Origin of the sequence: Mesorhizobium sp. B2-3-10, assembly GCF_006442275.1 — a bacterium.
Lineage (GTDB): Bacteria > Pseudomonadota > Alphaproteobacteria > Rhizobiales > Rhizobiaceae > Mesorhizobium > Mesorhizobium australicum.
In genome coordinates this window covers 472,220-498,112 of the sequence record NZ_VFVT01000001.1, presented here as the reverse complement: position 1 = coordinate 498,112, position 25,893 = coordinate 472,220, and the positions used below count along the sequence as shown (strand labels likewise).

At 65.0% G+C, this 25,893-nt stretch carries 11 protein-coding genes; 4 read left to right on the top strand and 7 right to left on the bottom strand.

Annotation, left to right across the window (positions count from 1 at the left end):
• Positions 1-68: 68 nt before the first annotated feature.
• A complete protein-coding gene (locus FJ943_RS02485; RefSeq protein ID WP_181174476.1) occupies positions 69-12,587 on the bottom strand; it encodes a hypothetical protein in 12,519 nt (4,172 codons plus the stop codon).
• Between the two features lie 328 nt (positions 12,588-12,915).
• On the opposite strand from FJ943_RS02485, the gene FJ943_RS02480 reads away from it, so the two are divergent.
• Together FJ943_RS02480 and FJ943_RS02470 are read left to right on the top strand one after the other, a co-directional pair.
• Complete coding sequence (locus FJ943_RS02480) at positions 12,916-13,443, top strand: invasion associated locus B family protein (protein ID WP_246671814.1); 528 nt, start codon at positions 12,916-12,918, stop codon at positions 13,441-13,443.
• A gap of 309 nt (positions 13,444-13,752) precedes the next feature.
• Positions 13,753-14,997: a Xaa-Pro peptidase family protein gene (locus FJ943_RS02470; RefSeq protein WP_140712155.1), complete on the top strand. Its 1,245-nt coding sequence runs from the start codon at positions 13,753-13,755 to the stop codon at positions 14,995-14,997.
• Positions 14,998-15,277: 280 nt separating this feature from the next.
• On the opposite strand, the gene FJ943_RS02465 is transcribed toward FJ943_RS02470, so the two are convergent.
• From FJ943_RS02465 to FJ943_RS02440, 5 genes are all read right to left on the bottom strand, one after another.
• Positions 15,278-16,714 (bottom strand): amidase, encoded by a 1,437-nt coding sequence (locus FJ943_RS02465; protein ID WP_140719615.1) that lies wholly within the window; start codon positions 16,712-16,714, stop codon positions 15,278-15,280.
• 190 nt (positions 16,715-16,904) lie between these two features.
• On the bottom strand, positions 16,905-17,996 hold the full coding sequence (locus tag FJ943_RS02460) for a Gfo/Idh/MocA family oxidoreductase (RefSeq protein ID WP_015314837.1): 1,092 nt from the start codon (positions 17,994-17,996) through the stop codon (positions 16,905-16,907).
• Between the two features lie 354 nt (positions 17,997-18,350).
• Positions 18,351-19,514, bottom strand: coding sequence for an ABC transporter substrate-binding protein (locus FJ943_RS02450; protein ID WP_140719613.1), 1,164 nt, complete (start codon positions 19,512-19,514; stop codon positions 18,351-18,353).
• Positions 19,515-19,586: 72 nt separating this feature from the next.
• Entirely contained in the window at positions 19,587-20,429 is an 843-nt protein-coding gene (locus tag FJ943_RS02445) for an ABC transporter permease (RefSeq protein WP_140618204.1), read from the bottom strand.
• Positions 20,426-21,253, bottom strand: coding sequence for an ABC transporter ATP-binding protein (locus FJ943_RS02440; protein WP_140618202.1), 828 nt, complete (start codon positions 21,251-21,253; stop codon positions 20,426-20,428). Before FJ943_RS02440 ends, FJ943_RS02445 begins: the two co-directional genes overlap by 4 nt.
• Before the next feature lie 313 nt (positions 21,254-21,566).
• On the opposite strand from FJ943_RS02440, the gene FJ943_RS02435 reads away from it, so the two are divergent.
• Both FJ943_RS02435 and FJ943_RS02430 read left to right on the top strand, forming a co-directional pair.
• Entirely contained in the window at positions 21,567-22,505 is a 939-nt protein-coding gene (locus tag FJ943_RS02435) for a MurR/RpiR family transcriptional regulator (RefSeq protein ID WP_140719612.1), read from the top strand.
• Between the two features lie 132 nt (positions 22,506-22,637).
• Positions 22,638-24,428 (top strand): NAD(P)/FAD-dependent oxidoreductase, encoded by a 1,791-nt coding sequence (locus FJ943_RS02430; RefSeq protein ID WP_140719610.1) that lies wholly within the window; start codon positions 22,638-22,640, stop codon positions 24,426-24,428.
• A 208-nt stretch (positions 24,429-24,636) separates the two neighbouring features.
• On the opposite strand, the gene FJ943_RS02420 is transcribed toward FJ943_RS02430, so the two are convergent.
• Positions 24,637-25,872 (bottom strand): amidohydrolase/deacetylase family metallohydrolase, encoded by a 1,236-nt coding sequence (locus tag FJ943_RS02420; RefSeq protein WP_140719608.1) that lies wholly within the window; start codon positions 25,870-25,872, stop codon positions 24,637-24,639.
• Between the last annotated feature and the right edge of the window lie 21 nt (positions 25,873-25,893).

The window sequence follows — 25,893 nt, the reverse complement described above, 5'->3', positions numbered from 1 at the left end:
GTTAACAAGAAATAGTGAGCTTCCCGTGTCTGGAAGCTCTATACGAATTGCAACTATACATTGTATTTCTATTGATTGGGGTTGGTGGGCGTTTTCGTGTGCCCGCCGTTGTGTCCGACCGGGATCGCCGCCGGTTCATTGACGTTGATCAGTTCGACGTATGAACCTGCAGGCGTATTACCGCGATTGGCCCAAGTCGTCTGACCGTTAGTCGTGAACCCTTCGAGATAAACGTTGGAACCGGCGGCACCGGTGTTCTCAACTGCGAGACCGGCATTCCCGTTCCCGGCGGTGATGCCGTTGATGACGTTGTTTTGCAGGTTCGCGGTGAGAGTGGTCAGATCGGAATCGGCCGCCCCGCCGGAAAGCAAAATGCCGTTGTTAAAGGTGTTTGCGTTCAGATTATTGCCTGCCAATATAATATTGTTGTTCTGAATGGTGATATCCAAGGCAGCGCTGAATTTGGAACTTCCGTCGCCCGTTGTTCCGGCTGAAATCGCCGAATCCTGTCCATAGTTGATAATCGTGTTGCCGATCACCTCCACCACACCGATTGAATCGTCATATGCATTGATATTGATCGGGCTTCCGGCGAAATTCGTCCCCGTGGCGTTGTTTTCGATATCGGCGTTGTTGTCGATACGGCCCTGGATACTCGCGTTGTCCTGGGCATAGATATTGATGACCGGGCCGCCAAAACCATAGATTTTCTTGTTGCGGTTGATGTTGAAATTCAGCTGCGCAGTGTCTTGCGAACTAAGCCCGATGGCCCGCCCCGTTTGGGTCGTCGTTCCTCCCGGATCGAAGGTGTTGCCGTTCCCGAGAGTGCCGCCATCGGTAATGTTGACGTTCAATGTCGACGTCTGCCTAGCGATGCCCTCGACACCTGAGGTCTTCAGGTTGAGGAAAGTGCTGTTCGAGATATTGACCGTCGCGGTCGCGGTGCCGGCCGTGGTGAACGCAAGGCCACCGGAGCCATTGGTTGAATCCCTGGTGTTCTGGAAGGTGCTGCCGGTAACATTCAGCGTCAGCGTGCCCGTGTTGTTGCGGACCTCGACCAGATTCTCGCCCCCGCTCGTATCGCCAGCTACGAAACCGAAGGTGGAATTGGTGATCGCCGAGGTGCCGGAAAGATTCCAGAGCTTCACATTGCCTTCACCAACGGCGTCGCCAAAGCCGGTGACCGCGCTGTTTGCAATCGTCAGGTTCGAGACATTCTGACCGTTGATGCCGACTTGCGCGCCACCTGCGCCGCCATTGCCGAGGACATTGAGGTTCGTAAAGGTCGCGGTCGCCACGCCGCTCATATTGATTGCGGCCTGGGCGGCACTGTTGAACGTCGGATCGTCGATGTTGTTGACGGTGCCGTTACCGCCGTTGGCATTGGTAAAGTTCATGTTCGACAGCGACAGGTTCTTGGTCGAGGTGAACAGCGCGCCTTGCACAGTATTCTGGATTGTACCGCCGGAGCCCGCCGTCGTGCCGGTGCCGGTCACCGTCAGACCGCCGTTCCCGGCAGCGAGCCCAGTGTTGTCGAGCACGATTCCGTTTGTTCCCCCGCTCGCCGAAATGCTCTGGAACGTCAGGTTGCCCGAGCCGATCGCGGTGTTGACGACGTTGAGCGCCGTGCCGGAACCCGAATTGATCGTGCTGCCAATGCCCGTGGCACTGATCGTGCCGCCGCCGGTTGCGTTGAAGCCGGTGGTGCCGCTGCTCGACGTGTTGATGGTCAGCGTGTTGGCGAAATTGATATTGGTGCCGTTGGTGCCGCCATTGCTGACCAGGTTGATGCCGTGGCTCGAGCCGCTCGACGACACTGTTCCGTCGAATGAGATCGTGCTGGCGCCGCCGGCGGTGCCGGTGTGGTTCTGGACGTCGATCGCGGTGGCGTTGGCGGTGTGCGTGATGGAGCCATTGTAGTCGATATTGGCCGAGCCGCCGCTGACGTCGAACGCCGTGCCCGAAGCGCCTGTCAACGAGCCCGTGCCCAGGTTCACCGTGCCGGTGACATTGGTCAGCGCGACGTTATTAGGGCCCCCGCCGGAAGTGGTCGAGGTGAAATTGATGCCGGCGGCGATGCCGTTGAGGTTGATCGCCTGGGCGGCCGTCGTGCTGATCGAGCCGGTGGTGACATTGACCGTGCCGCCATTGGTCGCGGTGAAGGCGGTGTTGGTGCCGCTGCCCGTGGTGATGGCGAGGCTGGCGAAGCTGACGGTCGAGGCCAGGCCGCCATTGTCGATCGATACAGGGGTGCCGCCGTTGGCGGTGAGATTGACCGCGCCGGTGAAGCTGACCGTGTTTATTCCGGTCGCGCCGGAGATGGCGATGCCGCTGGCCCCGGTGCTCGTCCCGATCGTGCCGGCAAAGCCGAAGCTGCCGCCGGTGCGGTTGGTGATGCGAATAGCGGTGCCGACGATGCTGGAGACCGAGCTCGTGCTGTCGAAGCTGATGGCCGCGTTGCCGCCGGCGACGGACAGGCCGCCGCCGCCCGACGTGACGACTTTGGTGGCGGTGACCGTTCCGGAGGCAGCACCAAATTTGATGGCGGTGCCGGCCGCGCCCGTGGAGAAGAGCGAAAGATTGGTCAGCGTCGTCGTGCCGGTGGCGCCGGCGCCGAAGTCGATATCGGTGGCGGTGACGTTCTTGATCGTCATGTTGCGGATCGTGGCGTTCGCCGTTGCGCCGCTGATGCCGATCGCGGCATTGGCGCCTGTGCCGTCGCTACCGTTGATGGTAAAGCCGTCGATGATGTTGCCGCCGCTGCCCAGCGTGATGATGCTGCTGCCATCCGCGCTTGTCAGCGTCGCCGCGCCGCCGGACGTCTGATCGACGATCGAGACGTTATTGCTGGCCAGCTGGATCGTCGACGGCACGGTCAGCGCCAGGTTGATGTTGCCGGCGCCGAAGCCGCGCACCTGCTCGCCGGCCTGCAGCAGCAGCGTGTTGTCGCCTCCCGCCGCTGTGATGACGCCATTGTTGACGAGAACGAGGATGTCGTTTGGCCCGGCCTGGAACTCCGCTGCGGCCAACGTCATCAGATTGCTTTGATCCTTGCCAAGGCCATCGCCGGTCGCGGTGGCGCCGACGAAATAGATCTTGCCGATACCGAAGCCGAGGCCCGGGCTGGCCTGGAAGTTCACGTCCTGGACGTTATAGGTGCCGAGCGTTGGCGCGCTGGAGGCGTCGATGCCGACATTGGCGCTCACGGTCGAACCCTTGTCGGTCGTCGATTCGCCGTCGCCATAGGTGAAGGCAAGGTTCGTCGTGCTGTTCAGGAATATGCCGGTGTTGGTACCGGCGATGCTGGAAAATGCGCCGCCGACCGCGGCGTCACCGAGGCGTACCGTCGATCCGCCGGTCGCGCCGCGCAGGTCGACGCCGATCGAGGAGCCCGCGCCCACGGCGGCATTGGTGACGTCGAAATCATTGGCGGTGATCGCCGCGTCGATGATCGCGCCATTCAGGTCGAAGGCAACGGCCGAGCTGCTGTTCAGGCCGATGCCCAGATCAGTGAAAGACAGGGCCGCGCCAAGCGTGCCGGACACATCGATGCCGCGCGAGGTTATGCCCTGCAGGTCGACCGCGCCAAGCGCGATGGCGCCGCCGGAGACGTTGTTCAGCGCGATGCCGGTAGCGGCGCCATTGGCCGAGACGCTGGAGAAATTCACGCCGCCAGCACCAACGGTCGTACCGCTGAGATCGAGTGCGGTTCCTGACCCGGTCGTGATCGTGTTGCCCGAGCCGGCGACACTGATCGCACCGCCCGTCGCGGCTATGCCGGCACCGGTGGTGGTGTCGATGTTGGCGAGGCCGGTGACGTTGAGCGTGCCGCTGGCCCAGCCGATGCCGCCGCCGGTCGTGTTGTTGACCGTTACCGTGTTGAAGTTGAACGTGCCGGTATTGGTATTGACGGCGCTGATGCCGGCGCTCGTCGTGCCGGTGATGCTGGTGGCGCCGGTGATGGTGAAGGTGCCGGCAACACCGTCGAAGATGATGCCGCTGGCGCCGCCGGTGGCGGTGACGCTGCCGAGCGTCATGTGGACCGTCAGCGGGTCGAGATTGATGGCAGTGCCGTTCGTGGTGTCGACCGAGCCGCCCGAGCTGTTCAACGTGAAGGTCGTGCCACCCTTTTCGTTGACCAGCAGGCCCGTGCCGCCATTGTTGGCAATGCTGAAGGTGCCAAGATCGAGCGTGCCGCTGGTGTTGAGCAGGTTGAGGCCGTCGCCCTGCACGCGCGCACCAGTTGTGCCGACGGTGAGGGTGCCCGCGCTGACGGTGCCGCCGCCCCCCGTCGAGTCGAAGGTGGCACCGTTAAAAGCAATGCCGCCGCCGGTGCCGCCGATGACCGTATTGTTGGCGAACGACCGGATCGCGATCGTATTCTGAGTGGCGCTGACGCTCTGGCCGAGGAAATTGGCGGCAAGCGCGGTCCCTGTCGACTGCAGCGTGTTGCCGTCGATCGAAAGCAGAAGCCTGTCGGCAGCCGGCGCGCCGCTGGTGGTGAAATCGAGCGCCCGGCCGCCGGCGGCGATGTCGTTGTTCCTGAGGAAGAAGCTGGAGGCGGCCGCCACGCTGCCCGAGACGCCGGTGCCGCTGCCGGTGTTGCGGATGATCAGGTTCTCGATGCCGCCGGTGAGGACGCCGGTGCCGGTCGTCGCGAAATTGACCACCGAGGTGGCGGTGTTGCTCTGCAGGATCGGCCGCAGCGTATCGATGCCGCCCGGCGCCGAGATGATCGGCGAATTCTGCACCGTGGTGAAATGGAATGCCGCCGAGGCGCCGCTGCTGGTGTCGACACCGAGCTGCGAGACATCGACGGCCGCATCGCCGCTCTTGAAGGCTAGCAGCACCTGTCCGTCGTCGAGTTGGAACGAGGTGCCGCTCAGGTCGATCGTCTCCTGGCTGCCGGTGCCGTTCTTGTCGATCAGCACGATGACATTGGCCGTGGAATTCTGGGCGTTCGCATAGGTGCCTGGATTGAGCAGGCTGCCGTCGCCGAGAGCGCTGGCGTCGGCGGTGACATAGTAGACGCTGATCGCCGACAGGTTCGAGGTGTCGCCGGTGAAATTGACATCGTTGAAATTGTAGTCGCCCGCTGTCGGCAAGGTGTCGGTGGCGTGAATGACCTGGCCGCCGGTGGTGGCGATCGAAGATTCGGCCGGACCTGCCCCGTCGCCGAAGACCAGCTTGGCGTTGGTGGCGCTGGAGAACTGGACGCCATAGCCGACATTCGCGATTTTCGAGGTCTGGCCGGCTGGGTTGTTGTTGGTCGTGTCGCCGAGCTGGATCGTGCCGGTGCCGGTCGTGTCGGCCATGTCGATGCCGATCGTGCCGGCGGCGCTGCCGCCGTCGACGTCGAAATCGCCGGCCGTGATGTTGCTGGTGCCGAGGGCGGCGCCGTTGAGGTCGAGGCCGATCGCGTTCGCCGCGCCGAGCCCGACGTTCAGGCTGGTGAAATTCAGCGTCGAGCCGAGCGTGCCGGAGATATCGACGCCATGCGAGGTGATGCCCAGCAAATTCGCGGCGCCAAGGCTGACGGTGCCGCCGGAAACATTGTTCAGCGCAATGCCGGTCGCCGCCCCGTTGACCGAGACGCTGTCGAAGGTCACGCCATCCGCGCCGACCGTCGCGCCGTCCAGGTTGAGCGCGGTGCCCGTCGTCGTGGTGATGGTGTTGCCGGTGCCGCCGACGCTGACCGTGCCCGGGCCAGTGGTGCTGGCGGTGAAACCGGCGCCGCTCGAGGTGGTGATCTTGAGATTGCCGCCGGTGAAGGCGAGCGTGCCCGTGCCTTCGCCCGGGCCGATGCTGGGGACCTTGACGATGGCGCCGTTGGCGCCGCTGCTGGTGTTGAATATCTTGGACGTGCCGGAGAAGGTGGCCGTTCCCTCGGACGATCCGTCAAACAGCACGCCAATGCCCTTGCCGGTATGATTGATCGTGCTTGATATGTTGTAGGCGCCGTTGGCGTTGCCGGTGAAGGTGAAGGCCGCCGTCCCCGCCGCCGCCGCGTCCGTGGTCGAAACGACCGAACCGCTCATGTTCAACTCGGTCCAGTCGCCGCCGGCGGCTTGCAGCACCGTGCCCGTATCGACCTTGATCGAACCGTTGTAGTTCAGCGTCGCATTAACAAGGTCGTTGCCGCCGGAGAGAGCTATGGCCGACCCGGTGGTGCTTGTCGTCGCGCCGATGCTGGCGACGCCGCCGTTGCCGCCGACATTGACGGTCCCGGTCTGGAGGACGGCAAACGCAATGCCGACCTCGCTGCCGTCGATGATCAGGGTGGATCCGGCGACATTGGCGATGTTTATGGTGCCGACCTGGCCGCTGATCTCGAACCCTTCATGGCTGGTGTCGAGATCGTTCGTGCCGGTGAAATTGACCACGCCGGGGCCGGACAGGCCGGACAGCGAGGCGCCGATATAGCCGGTATCCTTCAGCCCGCCGATGTTGACATTGCCCGCCAGGGTCATGCCTGACAGGAACACGCCGGCGCCGCCGCCCAAGGCGCTCGTGGATACCGCCGAGATGCTGTCGAAGGTGACACCGCCGACGCCGGCATCGGCGCCGACCGCCAGGAGACCGTTGCCGCCGGAATTGATCTTGTTGCCGCTGCCGGTGACGGTGAAGGTCGAGGAGCCGAAGTCCCCGATGGCTATGAAGCCCGCGCCTGTTGTCGTCGTTATGTCGAGGCCGCCATTGGTGAAGTTGATGGCGGAGTTCGTGTTGGGGGTCGGCGTGCCCGAAGGCCAACCGCCGGGGAGGCCGAGATTGACACCATCGGCGGCGCCCGAGCTGATCTGCTTGGTCGTACCCGAGAAGGTGATGGTGATGGAATCGTTGCCGGCAACGAAAATGTTGCCGCCGGCCGCCGCATTGCTGTCGGTCAAATTGCCCGACAGCGCCACCGAGCCACCGGTCATGCTCTGGATCGAGACGGCGGCGCCGCTGCCGTTGGTGGCGATCGTGCCGCCATAGGAGATATCAGCAGTGCCGCCGCTGGCGGCGGTCGCCGAGCCGACATTGAACGACGTGCCCGCACCGGTGTTGGTCAGCGTGCCGGTGCCGAAAGCGGCCGTGCCGGCCAGGTTCTGCAGGTCGATGCCGTTGCCGGCGCTGAACGTCGCGCTGGTGGACGTGAAATGAATGTCGGCCGTGACGTTGTCGAGCGCCGCCGCTTGCGCGCCCGTGGCATTGATCGTTCCTGCGTCGACCGTGATCGTGCCGCCGTCGGTGGCGGTGAAGGCCGTCGCTCCATTGGTGGAAACGTCCAGGTCGGCGAAGGTGATTCCCGCGCCGCTGTTGTTGGCCAGCGATACGCCATTGCCGCCGATGGCCACCTTGTCTGTGAAATCGACCAGGCCGCCGGTGCGGTTGGCGATCGAGACGCCGCCGCCGGTCAGCGTGCCGGCCGGCCCGCCATTGGGCAGGTTGCCGCGCGTCAGCGTGATGTTGCCGTTGCCGCCATTGGCGTCGAGCAGCGTCCCGGCGACGTTGATGTTGTTGTTGGTGATCGAGACGTTGCTGGTGAGGCCGTCGACCTTGAACGCCGTCTGGCCAACGGCGACATTGCTGACCGTGACGCCATCGATGAAGATGCCGCCGGCATTGCTGAAACCGGCCGCACCCTGGTCGATCAGGAAGACCGAGCCGCTGGCGCCAGTGAAGTCGAAGGCGGTGTTGCGCACCTGATTGCTGCCGAGCAGATGCATGGCGTCCGCGGTGCCGGTGACGACGCCCTCGTCGCCGGTAACGTTGCCGCCGGTGGCGCCCAGATTGCCCTGCACGTTCACCTGCTGGAAGGTGCCGGACACGGCGATGACGTTGCTGTTGCCGAAGCCGGTGATCGACTGGCCGGAATCGAGCGTGAACGGCGTTGCGCTGAGATCGACGGTGCCGACGAAGGCGAAGGTCTGCGTGCCGGTCATGAGATCGGCGTCGGCAAGCGAAATCGTGGTCACCGACTGGCTGAGGCCGTACGTGCCGACGGCGATAACGCCGCCCGACTGCGAGACCATCGTCACCGCGCCGACCGCCGAGGGCAGATTGGCGCTGCCGGTGAAGAACACGTCGTCGAAATCATAATTGCCGAGCGTCGGGTCGAGCCCGACCGTGTTGACGGTGTAGCCGCCGGGCGCGGCGCTGATCGAGGATTGCAGCCCGTCGGATGAAGTGCCGTCGCCGAAGGTGAAATTGGCGTTGGCCGAAGTCAGCGTGCTGAGGCCGGACGACAAATCGACGCCGATATGGACGTCGCTGATGCTTGAGCCGCGCAGGAAGGTGATGGTCTTGTTGCCCGTCGTCGATGACAGGTCGATGCCGCGCGAGGTGGCCTCGCCGGTGCCGGTGATGGTGGTCACGCCGAAATCGGCCGTCGTCGACGAGCCGCTGAAGTCGATTGCCGTCTGGTTGGCGCCGGCGCCCATCGTCACACTGGTGGTGCCGAAGCTGACATCGGCGTTGGTGCTGCCGAAGTTGATGCCGGCGGTGTTGGCCGCCGAGCCCAGCGTCACATTGGTGGTGCCGAAAGTCACCGAACCGGAATTGCCTGAAATGTCGATGCCATTGCCGGTTGCACCCGACACGGTGACCGCGCCGAAGGTGGCGCTGCCGGCGACATTGGAGACCGACAGGTCGTTGCCGACCGCGTTGGTGATCGAAATTGGGGACGTGGCGTTGAAGGTCGCGGCCGCGCCCAAGCCTGCGATGATCGCGCCACCGCCGCCGCTGGCGGTCAGCGCCGAGTCGGTGAAGCTGATCGTGCCACCCGTCGGCGCGGTGGTCGAGCCGATGGCGAACAGGTTGCCCGCGCCGGTTGAGGTGACCGGACCGGTGAAGGCGACCGAGCCGCCGGTGATGCCGTCGACCCTGACCGCCGTGCCGGGCGCTGTCGCCGAGCTGTTGATGGTCGCGCCGATCGTGATCGCCGCGCTTCCGCCGGAGACGACGACGCCATCGCCCGTGCCGGAATTGGTGATGGTGCCGCCAATGTCGATCGTGCCGGTGTTGTTGGTCAGGCTGACATCGGCGCCGGCGATATTCGTCGTTACGAGGTTGCTGACGCCGACGGTCGCGGCGCTGTTCTGAACCAGGAAGCCGGAGCCTCCACCCACCACGGTGTCGACCTTGGTCGTGCCCTGGAAGGTGTATCTGCCGCTGGCGACATTGTCGAGACTGATGGCGACGCCGCTGATGCGATACAGGTCGACGCCACCGAAGTTGACGTTGCCGCCGCTGGTGTTGGAAATGGCGATGCCGGTCGAAACGCCGCCGCCCGAGCCGTCCACGGTGACGCTGGAGAAGTTCACTCCGGCCAGGCCGATCGTCATGCCGGCGATTTGGATGCCCTTCTCGTCCGGCCCCAGGCCGGTCGCCACGGTATTGCTTGCCCCGTACACCGTCAGATTGCCGCCATTGACGGCGCTGAAGGCAAAGCCGCCATCGGCTGTCAGATCGAGACCGCCGACGAAAGCAATCGCGCCGCCGGCATTGCCGGTCAGGTCGATGGCGTTGGCCGCGCCGGTGCTGGCGGTGATCTTGCCGGCGAACCTGGCGAAGCCGCCGTTCATGGCGTTGATCTTGACCGCGCTCGCGGCAGCGGTCTGGTTGATCGTGCCGTTATAGATGAGATTCGGCGTCGAGGAATCGATGTTGAACGCCACGCCTGTCGTGCCGGCGATCGAGCTCGCCGCGTCAAAGGTCAGGGTCCCGGTGGTGCCGCCGGTGATGCTGACGCCCGAGCCGGCGCTGGCGATATCGAAATTGGTGAACGTGCCGGTACCGCTGAAATTGTCGAGCGACAGGCCCGTGGCAACGCCGCCGACCGACACACCCTGGACCGTCAGACCGGCAATGCCCGTCCCACCAATAGCCGCGCCGCTGCCGCCCGAAATGTTGAAATCCAGCAGCGAGTTGCCGTTGCCCAGCGTGACGACGTCGCCGGCGCCCGAATTGGTCAGCGTCGCCGCCCCGGTGCCGGGATCCGAAACGACCTGGTCGTGCTGGATGTTGGTCCCGGTGACGTTGATCGGCACGCCGCCGAGCGAGAAGGAGCGGCCATTGCCGAAGGACGCCAGCGTCTGGTCGTCGCTGAGCGAGAAGCCGCCCGACGCATTGATCGGCGTGTTGCCGACGTCGTTGACCAGCACGAAGATCGCGTTGGCGTCGGTAATGCCGTCGGCGGTGCCGATCGACGCCAGGTCCGCAAGCGAGGAGCCGTCGCCGGCACCCGAGGCTGCCGCGCCGACGAAGATCACGTTCTGGACGTCGAACAGCTGCGGGCCGCTGAACGTCGTCGAGCCGAAGGCATAGAGGCCGAGCGTCTGGTTCAGCCCACGCGCGTCGAGCGAGGCGGTGACGCCCGCGATCGAGCCGCCGCCGAAGCTGAATTGGGCATTGGCCGAGTGGGCCAGCGAGCCGGCGATGCCCAGGCGCACGCCCGTGTCGACGCCCGAAATGGTGCCGCCATTGGTGATGATGATCGAAGCGCCGCCGGTCGTGTCGGCGAGATCGATGCCGATCGAGCCGGCGCCCGATCCGCTGATATTGGCCGAGAGCGCCGTGAAGGTCGTCTGGCTGCCGGAGAAGTCGAGGCCAGCATGGCCGAGACCGAGCCCGGAGATGACGATGTTGCCGGCAACCACCGCCGCGTTGACGCCGCTGAACGACATGCCGTCGCCGCCGGGCGCCGTGATGTTGATGTCGCCGAAGCGGATCGTTGCCGGCGAATCGGAAATGGCGATCGCCGGTCCCGTCGTGTTGGAGATCGTGGTGGCGCCGTTGACCGTGAAGCTGCCCGAGACATGGTCAAGCACCACGCCCGATGTGCCGCCGGTCTGCGAGATTGAATCAAACACCACATGCGCGGTGATCGGGTCGATGAAGATGCCGACGCCGTCGTCGCCCAGGGCCTTGTTGCCCGTCACCTGGCCGCTGGTGGTGGTGAAGCTGCCGCCGGCGGCGGTGCCCTTCACCGTTATGCCGGCATCCTGGTTGTCCTGAGCATTGAGGATGGCGAAGCTGTAGGTGCCCTTGCCCGTAATATCGAGGCCGTCGTCCTGGTTGCCCGACAGCAGCGTCGTGCCGGTGAAATTGTAGGTGCCGTCGCCTTCGATATGCAGGCCGTCGAGGCCGTTGCCGGTGGCGGTGAAATTGGACGCGCTGACATTGGTCGAATTGCCGGTGAACTCGGCGCCATTGCCGCCGGTGCTCGTTACCGTGACGTTGGTCAGCGTCGTGCTGGTGGCGTTGTTGCCGAAAATGCCGTCGCCGCCGCCGGTGATGGTGATGCCGTTCAGCGTGTTGCCATTGCCCAGCGTGATGACGGGGTTGGCGACGTTGGTGCCCTGGATCGTGCCGTCGCTGCCGCCGAGGTTGAAGGTGGCCGTGCCGCCGCCGAAAAGCTTTGCGGTGACGCTTTCGCCGCCGCCGATGACCGTCTGGCCCGTGGCCAGCGTCACGCCGCCAGTCGTCAGATTGCCATTGCCGCCGAGCGCCACGACGAAGCCGCCGTTGCCGGCCTTGGTGACGGCATCGTCCAATGTCGTCGGGTCGGCCTGCGTGCCGGCGCCGGCCAGGCCGCCATCGGCGAAATAGAACTTTCCGAACGCGGCATTGGTGGCCGCGTTGATGGCGACGCGGGTCGTCGTGCCGCCGGTCTTATCCTGGCTCTGGATGCGGACGCCGATATCGCCGCGCACCCGCTCGTTGACGCGCTTGCGCAAGCCTTCGCTGACCGGATAGACCGGATCCGCCCCGATGGCCGCGGTGCTGTCCGAGCCGCCGCCGGGATTGAACGGGATATTCAGCCGCACGCTGCCGGCGAACTGGGTGTCGTCGCGATTGTCGTTGCGCACCTCGCCGGTGAAGGTCAGCGACGTTCCGGTGCCGAAGACATCGCCGATCTCATATTCGATGCCAGCCTTGGCGCCGGTGACGCTGCCGTCATCACCGTGCGGATCCTCGAAATGATAGCCGCCAACGTCCAGTCGCAGCGAATGCTTGTCGGGCAGATTGAGCGGCACCTTCGCTCCAACCTCGCCCTCGATGCCCCAGGCCGCGTAGTCGCGATGGTCGAGCACCGAGATCTGCTCGATCAGCTGGTTGGAGACCATCGACAGGGTCGAGCTGGTCGAGTGGTCGGTCGAGTCGCCCTTGATCGGCACGAAGACGTTCACATGCGCGTCGAAATTCGGCGTGATCGCCTCGACGCCCAGCGTGCCCCCGGTGAACTGCGTGCCGCCGTAGCTCTCGGCATTGAAATAGGCATAGCCGCCGAGCATCAGGTCCGGGTTGACGATGCGGCGGATGCCGAGGCCGATATCCTGGCCGAAGGCGTCCTTGAAATCGTGCTTGGCCCGCACATCCAGGAACAGCACCGATTCGGCGCTCTGCTTGATCGGGATGAAGCCTTCGAGCGCGGCGTTGCCGCCATTGTTGTCGGCGCCGATGATGGCCCGGACCTGCGGCTGCCAGAGCCCGACATCGTCGCCATAGGCGGCCACGCCCGAGAGCGCTAGCGCCAGCGACGTAAGCGCCGTCGTCTTCCAGAGCTGCCTTGCAATGCTCGAACGGCGATAACCGGCGCGCATGTGGAACCCCTCCCCACGCGCCGCCATCTCACCAACTTGCCGAGACTTCTCGGTAGTTCCCATCCCTGGCGAGTCCTTCTGGGACTACACGTCCCGCGTGCCGATGTTTAATGGAAATCTAGTGTATAGCGAGTCCCCAGTGATCAAACTGCTGCTGTGGCCTACCAAACTGCTTCTCTGTGGTAATATGGACACAGTAGATTTGCCGGCTTGCTTCGGTGGATTCCTGGCTTTCAGGCTGGATTGGAGTGCTGTATCAAGCCCTACTGCGGGAAATACCGGTGGGGCCTAAAAGAACATGAGAGTTGTTTTAGCTGTAGCTAATACTTTGAGCTTGGCCGCAGGTATTGGTGCCCTGTGGCTCATCCTGTCGGGCGCCGGACCCGCACTTGCCGAGGAAGCCGCCAAGCCCCAACCGGCCCAGTCAAAGCCGGCCGACGCCAATCCCTGGGCGGTCAACTGCTCCAGCGGCTCGGCGAGCTCCGAACTTCAATGCCAGGTGTCTCAAAACCTGACCGAGGCGAAGACAGGACAGCGCGTGCTTACCGTGACAGTGCGCCGCGACAATGCCAATGGCAGTCTCGCCATGCTGCTCGCCTTGCCGCACGGCCTCTTCCTGCCGTCCGGCGCCAGCTACCAGATCGACCAGGGACAGAAGACGACCATCGCCATCCAGACCAGCGACCAGAACGGCGCCTATGCCGCCACGCCGCTGCCGCCGGACCTCGTCAAGGCGATGAAGTCGGGAACCAATCTGAACATCGGCATGGAGTCCGTCACCCGCAAGCCGGTCACCATCCCGGTGTCGCTGGCCGGCTTCACCGCCGCCCTGACCAAGCTGGAATCGATCAAGTAGCGGGTTCGCCGGCAACCGCGGCCGACATCCTATCCCTTCGTCATCCACGGGCGGAGCAGCCGCGGCGCGGCGTCGCGGAGACCCGAGGATCCATGCCGCGACCGTGCTGGCGGGTGCAGCGGAGCAGAATCTGGACCGTGGATCCTAGGGTCTGCGCTGCGTCGCTGCGCTCCTTGCTCCGCTCTAGGATGACGAAGTCGTGGGCGTCTCCGCTCCGCACTCAAGGTATCAGTGCGTCAATACGAGCAACCGTCTTGATTGTCCGCACCAGCGATGCTCCGTTGTCGCTTCGGACATCCGGAGAAACACATGACGGGTTTTGTCGACCGGCAGCGCGCCACGCAGTTGATGCAACGCGCCGGCATCGCCGCGCTGGTGCTCTCAGCGCCCGAGGCCTTCCATTATGCGACCGGCGCTTCGATCGGTCCGGCCGGACTGTTCCGGCGCGCCGGCGCCGGCTTCGTCGTCGTCCCGGCCAGGCAGGACCTGCCGATCGGCGTCGTGGTCGCCGACTTCAATGCCACGCAACTGCGGACCGCCGCGCCCGAGATGGTCGTGCGCTCGCACCCGATCTGGATCGAAGCAGCGCCGGTCGAGACAGGGCCTGCCGGGCTGCCCCTGGCGGAGCGTATCGAGGCTGGCCAGGCTTTGCCCGGCCGCGCGCCGGATTTCGCGCGTCCCGCCACCTTCGACCTCGCCGGCTCGGTGCGACAGCTGCAGGCAATCCTCGCCGATTTCGGGCTGGAGCGCGCCACGCTCGGCGTCGACCTCGACTTCATTCCCGCCGCCGATTTTGCCGCCATCCAGGCGCTGCTGCCGGATAGCCCTGTTGTGGACGGCTCGCTTGTGCTGGACCGGCTGCGCGCGCTCAAGTCGCAGCGCGAGATCGACCTGCTGCGGCAAGGCATCATCCTGTCGGAAGCCGGCCTGGAGCGGCTGCAGGTCGATGCCATGGCCGGCATGCGCCAGAGCGATCTCGTCGCGCTCTACCGGCAGGGCGTAGCCACGGCGGCGGCCGGCTTGTCCCACCCGGTCATCACGGCCGAATATGTGACGCTGGGCGCCCGGGCCAAGGGCGCCGACGCCAGGGCCGTGGCGGGCGATCCGCTGAAATGCGACATGGTCTGTACGGTCGGTGGCTACGCCTCCGACATGTCGCGCAACTTCACCTTCGGCCCGCCTTCGGCTGATCAGGCCGAACTGCACGCCATTGCCGAGCGCGCCTTCGACGATGGGCTGGCCGAGCTTGTTCCCGGGAACACGCTTGCCCATGTCCACCGCGTCGCCACCGACAGCCTGGCGCGCCAAGGCCTGCGCTCCTACCGCCGCGGCCACTTCGGCCACGGCGTCGGGCAGTCGGTCTTTTCCGAGCAATGGCCGTTCATATCGGCCGGCAGCGAGGTCGTGATCGAGGCCGGCATGGTGCTGGCCTTCGAAATCCCGCTCTACATCGACGGCCTCGCCAGCTTCAACCTCGAGGACCAGTTCCTGATCACGCCGGATGGGCCGGTCGCGATGAACCGGCTGCCGCGGCGGCTGGAGGTGATTGGGTAGTAGGAGGCTTGAGATCTGCACCTCCGGAAATTGGCTGAGGTCCCTCCACCTTCGTCATCCACGGGCGAAGCAGGAGCGAAGCTCCGTCGCGGAGACCCGAGGATCCATGCCGTGACCTTTCCGTGGGGTGCAGCGGAGCAGAATTTTGGACCGCCGGGAACGCTTTGATGTCGCGGCATGGATCCTGGGGTCTGCGCTGCGTCGCTGCGCTCCTTGCTACGCCCCAGGATGACGACGGGAAAGGTTTTGCCGTCCAGCGATCAAACCTCCGTACAGGTCACTAAGCGCTCACCGGCGGCCGCCTGTCCCTCCATGGCATTTCCTGTTCCAGCTGTGCCGACGCCGCCAGCACCGTCGCCTCGTCGCCGTAGCGGCCGACCAGCTGCACGCCGACCGGCACGCCGCCCTGCGACCAGCCGAGCGGCAGCGAGATCGCCGGCTGGCCGGAGATGTTGAAGGGGAAGGCAAAGACGGCATCCGTCCATTTGGCGTTGTAGCGGTCGATGTCGGTCTCCGACATGTCGTAATAGCCGAACGGCCGCGGCAGTTGCGTCAAGGTCGGCGTGACGAAGAGATCATAGGCCTTGAGGTCGCCGACAATATCGCGGCCGACCTGCCGGAGCTGCTCGACATCGGAGATGTGCCTGACCCCGCTGGTGGCGCGGCCGCGCTCGATGATCGCCCAGGTCACCGCCTCGACATCCGCTGACGTTACCGGCCGGCCGATCACCGTTTCCAGGGAGTCGAAGGTCGCCGCCGTCTGCACGCAGGTCATGTTGGTGTAGGTCGCCCATACGCCGTCGGCATCAAGCGGCATGTCGTGCTCCTCGACATGATGCCCCAACCGCTCGAATGCGGCCACGGTCGCCAGCGCCGCCGCCTTCACCTCCGGATCGATGGCGGTGCCGTTGGGCGGCGTGACGGTGAAACCGATGCGCAGGTTTTTCGGCGCACGCGCCGACAGGCTGAGCCAGGAGGCATCCGGCACCGGCGGCGTATAGGGCTCGCCGGGCAGCGCGCCGGCCACCGCATCGAGATAGGCCGCCGTGTCGCGCACCGTGCGCGAGCAGCAGAGGAAGTAGGCACCGCCATACCAATAGTCGCCGAACGGCGCCAGGCTGACGCGGCCGCGCGACGGTTTCAGGCCCACGATCCCGCAGCAGGAGGCGGGAATGCGGATCGAGCCGGCGCCGTCGCTGGCCTCCGCGATCGGCACCATGCGCGAGGCGACAGCCGAGGCCGCGCCGCCGCTCGAGCCGCCCGGCGTGATGCCTTCCTTCCACGGGTTTTTCGTCGTGCCGTAAAGTTTTGGTTCCGTCGTGATCGACCAGCCGTTTTCGGGCGCGTTCGACTTGCCGACCAGCACCAGTCCCGCCGCCTTCATGCGGCGAACGACTTCGGTGTCGAAATCGGCGACGACATCTCTGAGGTAGAAGCAGGAATTGGTGTTGGGCGCACCCGTCCAGGACGAGGCCAGTTCCTTGAGCAGGAATGGTACGCCGGCAAAGGGTGCCGATCTGTCGACCGTCGCGGCCTGCGCGCGCGCCATGTCATAGAGGCGATGGATGACCGCGTTGAGCGACGGATTCAACCGTTCGACCAGCGTGATCGCCGCCTCGACCAGTTCCGCCGGCGAAACCTGGCCGCCGCGGACCAGCGCGGCGAGGCCAAGCGCGTCGGACTCGGCATAGGTTTTCAAAAGACTGTCGGTGACCATGTCTCTCTCCCAAATTTGCATTGCCTCGACACCGCGCATAGGAATGCGCGAGCTGTCGCTACCGGCTAATTACAAATGTAGGCGCCGCCCCTCATCCGCCTGCCGGCACCTTCTCCCCGTATAGTGACGGGGAGAAGGATGAAACTCCTGCGCTGCCGGTGCCGCCTCCAGCGCCAACAGCCGGATAGCATCAGGCCAGCTCGACCGTCCGTCCCAGCTCTATGCTCTGTTCGGCCGCGAGCACGATGCGCAGGCTGTTGACCGCCGCGTCCATCTGCTCGGTCAGATCGAGGTCCTCGCTTATGGCGCGCAGGAAGAACGCCTGCTCGCGGTCGCAAAGTTCCTGGTGGCCGGGCTCGTCCTCCATGCTGACGATCTCGTCGGGCTTTTTGAAATTCTTGTCGCCGTCGACGGCCGCGTAATGGATCTTCAGCGCGTCGGTCTTGGTGTGGCGGTCGATGTCGGCGGAGTTCGACACTTCGGCCAACTCGGCCGCGCTGCTCGCCTGCTGGCCGGCGACGATCGAGACCGCGCCTTTCGGGCCGACGACATCCTTCACGAAATAGGCCGTCTCGCTCATCATCGGACCCCAGCCGGCCTCGTACCAGCCGACCGAGCCGTCATCGAAGGTGACATGCAAGTGGCCGTAATTCTGCTTGTCGGCCTCGGCCCATAGTTTGGCGCCGATGCCATGCACGCGCACCGGCTTGGCGCCGGTCAGCTGGCACATGACGTCGACATAATGCACGCCGCAATCGACGATCGGGATCAGCGAATCGATCAGGTTCTTGTGCCAGTGCCAGGCGCTGCCGCTGCTTTGCTGGTTGAGGTTGAGCCGCATGACCAGCGGCTTGCCCAGCGTCTTGCCAACCTCGATGAACTTGATCCAGGAGGGGTGGACGCGCAGGATGTAGCCGAGCACCAGCTTGCGGTTTTTCGCCCGCGCGGCCGCCACCACCTTTTCGGCGTCCTCGATGTTGGTGGCCAAAGGCTTTTCCATGAACACGTGGCAGTTCGCCGCGATCGCCTTCAGCGCGTATTCGGCATGGGTGTTCGGCCAGCTGTTGATCGAGACCGCATCCGGCCTGGTCTCCCTCAGCGCCAGGTCGAAATCCTCGTAGAGCGGATAACCGGCGAGTTCGGCCGGGATTTTCGTGTTGCTCTTGATCGAGCGGCTCATGATGCCGACGATCTCAAACCCCTCCGAGCGATGATAGGCACTGGCGTGCGACGCACCCATATTGCCGAGACCCACCACCAGTACTTTCACCTTGTCGGCCACCGTTATCTCCCAGGTTCTGGATTGAATTGTGCGCGGCGACCGGTTGCCGCGTGTTTATCCGGACAATCACCTCAGGTCAGCGCCGCCGCTCGTTGCCCGGCCCTTTCCTCTCCCCCGTCGATCGGGGGAGAGGTGTCGAGCGAAGCTCGACGGAGTGGGGGTCGACCTTCGCCGCCCGCCTGAGGTTACTTCGCCAGATTGTGCCTGTCCCGCAGCGACTGCGCGTTTAGCGACCGCCTTCCCCCACTCCGTCGCCGCTTCGCGGCGCCACCTCTCCCCCCTCCGGAGGGAGAGGAAAGGAGCCAAGGCAGGGCAATGAGGAGTGGCGTCGTCATGGCCTTCGCTTGCGCGCTTCTACTTCACCGCCGAATCGAACAGGTGCGCCTTGATCTTCTCGACATCGAGCGCGGCAAAGTCTTCCGACAGTTTGACGCCGTCTGCGTCGGCCTTGACCTTGGCCTTGTCGAAGTCGTTGGCGGCCGGGATCAGGTCGTTGCTGCAGACATCCTCGGCCTTCACCGGGTTGGTGATCTGGCCGATCTTGTGGATCTCGTCGAAGAAGCCCTGCCAGCTCGCCATGTCGTGCGACCCCCAGCCGCCGCGCTTGTCCATGTCGCCGCGGAAGACGTTGATCTGCTGCAGGATCGAGGTGGTGCCGAGCTCCGGTCCGAGGTTCTTGGCCAGCGTCGGGAACTGCTCGAACACCGCTTCGACCGCCGCGCGCGGATTTTGATAGCCGAACTCAAGGCCCATCGCCCAGCCGCGCAGGTATTTTTCCAGGAACGCCTTCTTGTCGGGATCCTCGAGATCGGCTGCGCGCACGACGAAGGTGTTGGCCGGCAGCTTCGAGTTCTTCACGCCGAGCCAGTATTCGAAGTCGAGACCCTTGGCGATCCATTCGGCGCGCAGCCCTTCCCATGACAGCGCCGCGTCGCCTTGGCCGCCGGCAAGCGCGGTGCCCCAGGTCGGCCAGCCGGCCTCGACATATTTGACCTTCTTGATGTCGACGCCTTGCGCGGCAAGCAGCGGATCGGTGATCGACTGCCAGGCTGCGGAACCAAGCAGGATGGTCTTGCCTTCGAGCTTCTTCAGGTCGTTCGAGCCCTCGCCCTTGCGGAAAGCGATGCTGAACGTGTCGCGCGCGCCCATATGGAACACCGACTTCAGCTTCATGCCGTTCTGGATGGCGAAGGAGAACACGCCGGGCGAGGGAAAGCCCATATCGGCCTGGCCGACATCGACGAACTTCACCGTCGCCGTGCCGTCGGACGGTCCCGGCTGCATGTCGGTGTCCAGCCCGTCGAAATAGCCGGCCTTCTTGGCCGCCCAGTAGGGGTAGTCGTCGAGCACTTCGAGCGTGCCGCGCGGCGAGATCCAGGTGAATTTTCCATAGGCCTCGGCCCTCGCCCTGAGGCCGGTGGCGCCGAGCGCAGTCGCCGTCACCAGCCCGGCGCCGGTGACCTGCAGGAAGATGCGGCGGCTCATCCCCGCCTGCTGGATGAAATTGTCTTTGGTCATGGCATTCCCCTTTTTTGTTTGATGTCAGTCTGCCTTGCCGCCCGCCTCCCGGGCGTGGTCATTGCTTCTGCGTCAAGCCTCCCAGCTCGCCCATTTCTTGCCGATGAGGAAGAACAGCACGTAGATCAGGATGCCGAGCATCGACAGGATCAGCACCACGGCGAAGAATTGCGGCATCTGGATCATCGACGAATAGGTGGTGAGCCGGTTGCCGAGGCCGAAGCCACCGCCGACCATCTCGGCGCCGACGGCGGTGAGCAGGCCGAAGATGGCGCCGATCATCAGCCCGACCAGGATCATCGGCAGCGCCATCGGCGCGCGGATCTTCCAGAAGATCTGCAAGGTGCTGGCGCCATAGGACCGCGCAAGCGCGATCTTGGCGCTGTCGACGCGACGAAAGCCGGTGGCGGCATTGATCATCACCATCGGCCCGGCGGCCAGGGCCACCGCTATGATGCGCGGCGTGTAGCCGAAACCGAAACGCAGGATGAGCAGCGGCACCAGCGCCAGCATCGGCGTGGTGACCAGCAGCAATATATACGGCGCGACGATCTTTTCCGCGAACGGGAATTGGGTGATGACGGCGGCCAGCACCAGACCGACGGCGGCGCCGATGGCAAAGCCGGACACCAGCTCGACCAGCGTATAGCCGAGATGCGGCGCGATCAGCGGAAACTCGTCGAACAGCGCATAGGCGATCGAGCTCGGCGGCGGCATGATGTAGAGCGGCACATGGAACAGCCGCAACGCCAGTTCGATGCCGCCGATGATGATGACGGCGACGGCGAGAATGGCCGCCACCTCCTTGCCCGACTTGATGCCGGGGCCGCTGGCGAAGGCCGAGAGGTTGGTCAGGCTGACGTCTTGCCCATCGCCTGATTTCGACTTCGAAAATTCGGGAATGGCGTCGCTCACGGCCTGATCCTCACGATCTCGGCGCTCGGGCGCTCCGGCGCCTTCGGTCTGGTGCGCTCTCCGACAATGTCCATCTTGATCCGGTTGGTGAGGTCGAACACCTCCTTCGTCGCCATGATCTCCAGCGAGCGCGGCCGCGGGAACGGCACGCGGTATTCCTTGGCGACGCGGCCCGGCCGCGCGCTCAGCACCACGACGCGGTCGGAGAGGAAAATCGCTTCCTCGATCGAGTGGGTGATGAAGACGATGGTGGTCTTGGTGTCGAGCCAGATCTCCTCGACCAGCCGGTTCATCTCCTCGCGGGTAAAACTGTCGAGCGCGCCGAACGGCTCGTCCATCAAAAGCACCGAGGGTTTCAGCGCCAGCGCCCGCACGATCGCCGCGCGCTGCTGCATGCCGCCCGAAAGCTCGCGCGGGAATTTGCCGCCGAAACCGTCGAGGCCGACGCGGTTAAGCAGATGCGCGATCCAGGCGCGGTCCGGTTTTTCGCCCTTGATCTCGAAGGGGAAGCGGATGTTGGCGTCGAGATTGCGCCAGGGCAGGAGGTTGGCTTCCTGGAAGACGATGCCGATATCGGGATGCGGCCCGGAAATCTCTTTGCCGTCGAGCTTGATCGCGCCGCTTGTCAGGCCGTGCAGCCCCGACATCGACCACAAAAGCGTGGTCTTGCCGCAACCGGACGGGCCGACGATCGAGACGATTTCATTGGCTCTGACGTCGAGGCTGCAGCGGTCCAGCGCCAAGAGGTCGCCGGACGCCGTGTGATAGATCTTGGTCGCTGCCTGCACGCCAAGCTTCGGCGTTGTTATCTCGCCCGCGTTCATCCGCCCCTCGGAGATTGCGTGATGATCCAAAGGTCATCAGACTGTCAAAAATCAGTGTGTAACTATCCTACTTTGCTGTCAAGCGTCGACGGCGGCGAGCATGGGACGAGAACCGACTGCTAGGCATAACTATCTGTATTGACGTGGTATTCTTTGCCTTGAAATTCGTGTTGCTTTCCTACATGATTTGGCAGGCGCACACGCGGATGCCTTGACGGCACGCATCGGTTGCAGCGCCGTCCTGCGCATGGAACGACAGCGTGCAAACATGATAAGAGGTCAGGTCGAAAACGGGCTAGGGAACACCGCCTTCATGACCAAAGCTGCCAGCCATCCGATCGCGGACGAAGAGGGAACCGGGGGCGAACCCGTCCGGCGCATTCCCGACATCATCTCGCTGGTCAAGGATTCCTACGGCGAATTGCGCCCGGCCGAACGCCGCGTCGCCGATGTCGTGCTCGAAAATGTCAAATATGCCGTCGATGCCTCCAACGCGGCGCTAGCCCAGCGCGCCGGCGTCAGCGAACCGACGGTGACCCGGTTCTGCCGCGCCATCGGCTGCGAGGGCGTGCGCGACTTCAAGCTGAAGCTGGCGCAGAGCCTCGTCGTCGGCGCGCTCTACCTGGACACGTCGCCGGCCAGGGAGGGCGACGCCGCCATGCCGTTCTGGAACGCGGTGTTCGGCGAAGCGCGCCGGGCGCTGCAGGAAACCGAACGGCAGCTCGATCCGGGTGAGCTGGAAAAGGCCGCCGAGCTGATCGCCCGGGCCCGCCAGGTCACCGTGTTCGGGCTCGGCGGCAGCTCTTCGGCGCTGGCGCAGGAAACTCAGTACCGGCTGTTTCGCTATGGCATCTCGATCAGCGCCCAGTGCGACCCCTATTTGATGCGCATGACCGCCTCGACGCTGAAGCCCGGCGACCTGGTGGTCGCCATCTCGGCGACCGGGCGCACGCGCGAGGTGATCGAGGCGGTCGAACTCGCCAAGCACTACCGCGCCAACGCGATCGCCGTGACGGCGCCCGATACCGAGCTCGCCCGCGCCTGCGACGTCAGGCTGACGGTCGCCGTGCCCGAATATCCCGACACGCTGAAGCCGACGGCCTCGCGCTTCGCCTTCCTGGCGATGATCGACCTCCTGGCGGTGGCGTCGGCCTACAAGCTCGACGGCCCGGCCCGCGAGACCGTGCGCCGCATCAAATACAACGCCCAGATCCACCGCACGGGCAAGGAAATGGAGCCGCTGGGAGACTAGTCCCTTCTCCCCGTCACTATACGAGGAGCCCCACTATACGAGGAGAAGGTGCCGGCAGGCGGATGAGGGGCAGCGCCGAGTTCGACAGTTGCCGTCCCAATACACGGATCGGACGTATGCAAGAGGGAAGAAATGCTCGAAATGTCACCATCCAAACAGGCGGCCGCATGGCTTGGCTCCTTTTCGCACGCGCTTGAATCCGGCGACGTGCCGGCCGCAAGCAACCTGTTCGTCGACGATTGCTATTGGCGCGACCTGCTGACCTTCACCTGGAACGTCACCACGATGGAAGGCCGCGAGGCCATCGCCGACATGCTGACAGCAACGCTGGCGACGACGAAGCCTGCCGCGTGGCAGCTCACCGGCGAGGCGACCTCGGATGAAGGCACGATCGAGGCCTGGTTCACCTTCGAGACGGCGGCGGCCACGGGCCAAGGCATCATGCGGCTTCGCGATGGCCGCTGCCGTACCCTGTTCACTGCGATGACCGACTTGAAGGGATACGAGGAGCGCAAGGGCGCGGCGCGGCCGCTGGGCGTGCGCCACAAGGCGGACCCGGAACGCGAGACCTGGTCGGAAGCGCGGGCGCGTGAGGCGCGCGAGCTCGGCGTAACGGAGCAACCCTATTGCCTGGTCATCGGCGGCGGCCAGGGCGGCATCATGCTCGGCGCACGGCTGCGTCAGCTCGGCGTGCCAACCATCGTCATCGAGAAGAACGCACGGCCGGGCGATTCCTGGCGCAACCGCTACCGCACGCTCGTGCTGCACGATCCGGTCTGGTACGACCATCTGCCCTACATACCGTTCCCCGACAACTGGCCCGTCTTCACGCCCAAGGACAAGATGGGCGACTGGCTGGAAATGTACACGCGCGTCATGGAGCTGAATTACTGGGTCGCCACCAGGTGCCTCAGCGCCAGCTACGACGAGGCGGAGAAAGAATGGACCGTGGTGGTCGACCGCGTCGGGCAGCGCATCACGCTGAAGCCGAAGCACATCGTCTTCGCCACCGGCGCCTACGGTCCGCCGCGCAAGATCGATCTGCCGGGTTCCGACCAGTTCAAGGGCGAGCTGCTGCACTCCAGCCAGTATGCCAGCGGCGAGAAATTCCGCGGCAAGAAGGTCGCCGTCATCGGCGCGGCCAGTTCCGGCCACGACGTCTGCGTCGATCTCTGGGAGAGCGGCGCCGACGTCACCATGATCCAGCGCTCGCCGACCACGGTGGTCAAGTCGGACACGCTGATGCAGGTCGGCTTCGAGATCTTCTCCGAGGACGCGCTGGCACGCGGCATCACCACCGAGAAGGCCGACATGATCGTCGCCTCGACGCCGTTCGCGCTGGTGCCCAAGGGCCAGCGCGCGCTCTACGACGTCATCCGCGCGCGCGACGCCGAATTCTACGAGCGTCTGGCCGCCTCCGGCTTCGCGCTCGATTTCGGCGACGACGAAACCGGCCTGCTGATGAAGGCCTACCGCACCGGCTCCGGCTACTACATCGATGTCGGCGCCTCGGACCTGATCATCGACGGCAAGGTCGGCATCCGCAGCGGCGTCGCGATAAAATCGCTGACGGCGAAAGGCATCCTGTTCGAGGACGGCAGCGAGCTCGAGGCCGACGCCATCGTCGCCTGCACCGGCTACCAGTCGATGAACGAGAATGTGGCGGCGCTGGTCTCGCGCGAGGTCGCCGACAAGGTCGGCCCCTGCTGGGGCCTCGGCTCCGGCGTCAAGGGCGACCCCGGCCCCTGGCAAGGCGAATTGCGCAATATGTGGAAGCCGACGGCGCAGGAAGCACTGTGGTTCCACGGCGGCAATCTCGCGCTGTCGCGCTTCTATTCGAAATATGTCGCGCTGCAGATCAAGGCGCGAATGGAAGGGATCGAGACGCCGGTTTATGGGGCGGTCAGCAACGCCGGGCGGTAAGGCGGAAGCATGCTTCGGTGAGAGGTCGATCCCCACTCCGTCGAGCTTCGCTCGACACCTCTCCCCCGATCGACGGGGGAGAGGAAAGGCGCAAGTTCACCGACCTTGGCTCCCTTCCTCTCCCTCCAGAGGAGGGAGAGGTGGCTCGGCGAAGCCGAGACGGAGTGGGGGAAGCCGCTCGTCAATCGCGCAGCCTCCTCGATATCGGTTAATCCTGCCGGTGTCCGAAATGCCTGGCCGCCACCTCGACATGGGTATGATTGGCATGCGCCACGAAGCGCTCGGTCTCGCCGACATCGTCGACCGCCTCGTTCGGCCACCAAATGCCGCCGACGACGATGCCTTCCGACACCAGCCGCTGGTCGGCGACCAGCGAGGCGCCGACCGCGTCGACGAAGGTGAAGCGGCCTGACCGCTGCCGCAGCACGGCCACGTCGCCGGCGGTGCCGATCGTCAGCGTGCCGAGGTCGGGCCGCGCGATCGCCCGCGCCGGCGCCTGCGTCGCGGCACGCAGAACCTCGACCAGCGGCATGCCGAGGGCCATCAGCTTCGACATGCAGACCAGTATGTCGAAGGCCGGCCCGTCGACGCAGTAGAGGTGCACGTCGCTCGAGATGACGTCGGGCGCCAACCCTTCGGCCAGCATGGCGCGGGCGACCTCGAAGTCGAACGAACCCATGCCATGGCCGAGATCGAAGATGACGCCGCGCTCGCGCGCCAGCCGCATGTCGGGCCGCACCGTGCCGGAGGCGAACACCGGCGCATTGGGGAAGGGCCGGAAGCAGTGGGTGAGGATGTCGCCCCGGCGCAGGCGCGGCAGCACTTCGGAGCGGCCGGGCGGCGGCTCGTCTATATGCGCCATCAGCGGCAGGCCGGCCTTGTCGGCGGCCTCCAGCGCCAGGTCGACCGGCGCGATGCCGCTTGTGCCGCCGGCATGCTTGCCGGAGCGAACCTTGACGCCGACGACGACGTCGGCGTGCTCGCGCACCGCCGCCACCACCTCGCGCGGCTCGCAGAGACGGAGATCGCTGCATTCGCCGACCGACACCGTCTGCGAGAAGCCGAAAATGCCGGCAAAGGAAATGTTGACATAGGCCAGGATGCGCACCTTCGAACGCTCCATGACATGGCGGCGGAAGCCCAGGAAATTGCCCGCGCCCGCGCTGCCGGCGTCGATGAAGGTGGTGGTGCCGCTCTTGGCGGCGAGCCTGTCGGCGTCGACACCGAGCGAAGTGCCGCCCCAATAGACGTGGCTGTGCAGGTCGACCAGGCCGGGCGCGACGATGCACCCCGTGGCGTCGACCACCTGGGCGGCGCTGGTCGCGGGGATGTCGGCGTCGATCGCGGCGACGCGGCCATTGGCGATGGCGACATCGCGCGGCGCATCGATGCCGGCCGCCGGGTCGATCAGCCGCCCGCCCTTCACGAGGAGGTCGAATTGCATTGTTGAAACCTCCGATTGGCT

Bases quoted from the DNA above. Each gene is read 5' to 3' on its own strand.
- FJ943_RS02485 (WP_181174476.1), bottom strand. From the start codon at position 12,587: ATGCGCGCCGGTTATCGCCGTTCGAGCATTGCAAGGCAGCTCTGGAAG.
- FJ943_RS02470 (WP_140712155.1), top strand. From the start codon at position 13,753: ATGACGGGTTTTGTCGACCGGCAGCGCGCCACGCAGTTGATGCAACGC.
- FJ943_RS02465 (WP_140719615.1), bottom strand. From the start codon at position 16,714: ATGGTCACCGACAGTCTTTTGAAAACCTATGCCGAGTCCGACGCGCTT.
- FJ943_RS02450 (WP_140719613.1), bottom strand. From the start codon at position 19,514: ATGACCAAAGACAATTTCATCCAGCAGGCGGGGATGAGCCGCCGCATC.
- FJ943_RS02440 (WP_140618202.1), bottom strand. From the start codon at position 21,253: ATGAACGCGGGCGAGATAACAACGCCGAAGCTTGGCGTGCAGGCAGCG.
- FJ943_RS02435 (WP_140719612.1), top strand. From the start codon at position 21,567: ATGACCAAAGCTGCCAGCCATCCGATCGCGGACGAAGAGGGAACCGGG.
- FJ943_RS02430 (WP_140719610.1), top strand. From the start codon at position 22,638: ATGCTCGAAATGTCACCATCCAAACAGGCGGCCGCATGGCTTGGCTCC.
- FJ943_RS02420 (WP_140719608.1), bottom strand. From the start codon at position 25,872: ATGCAATTCGACCTCCTCGTGAAGGGCGGGCGGCTGATCGACCCGGCG.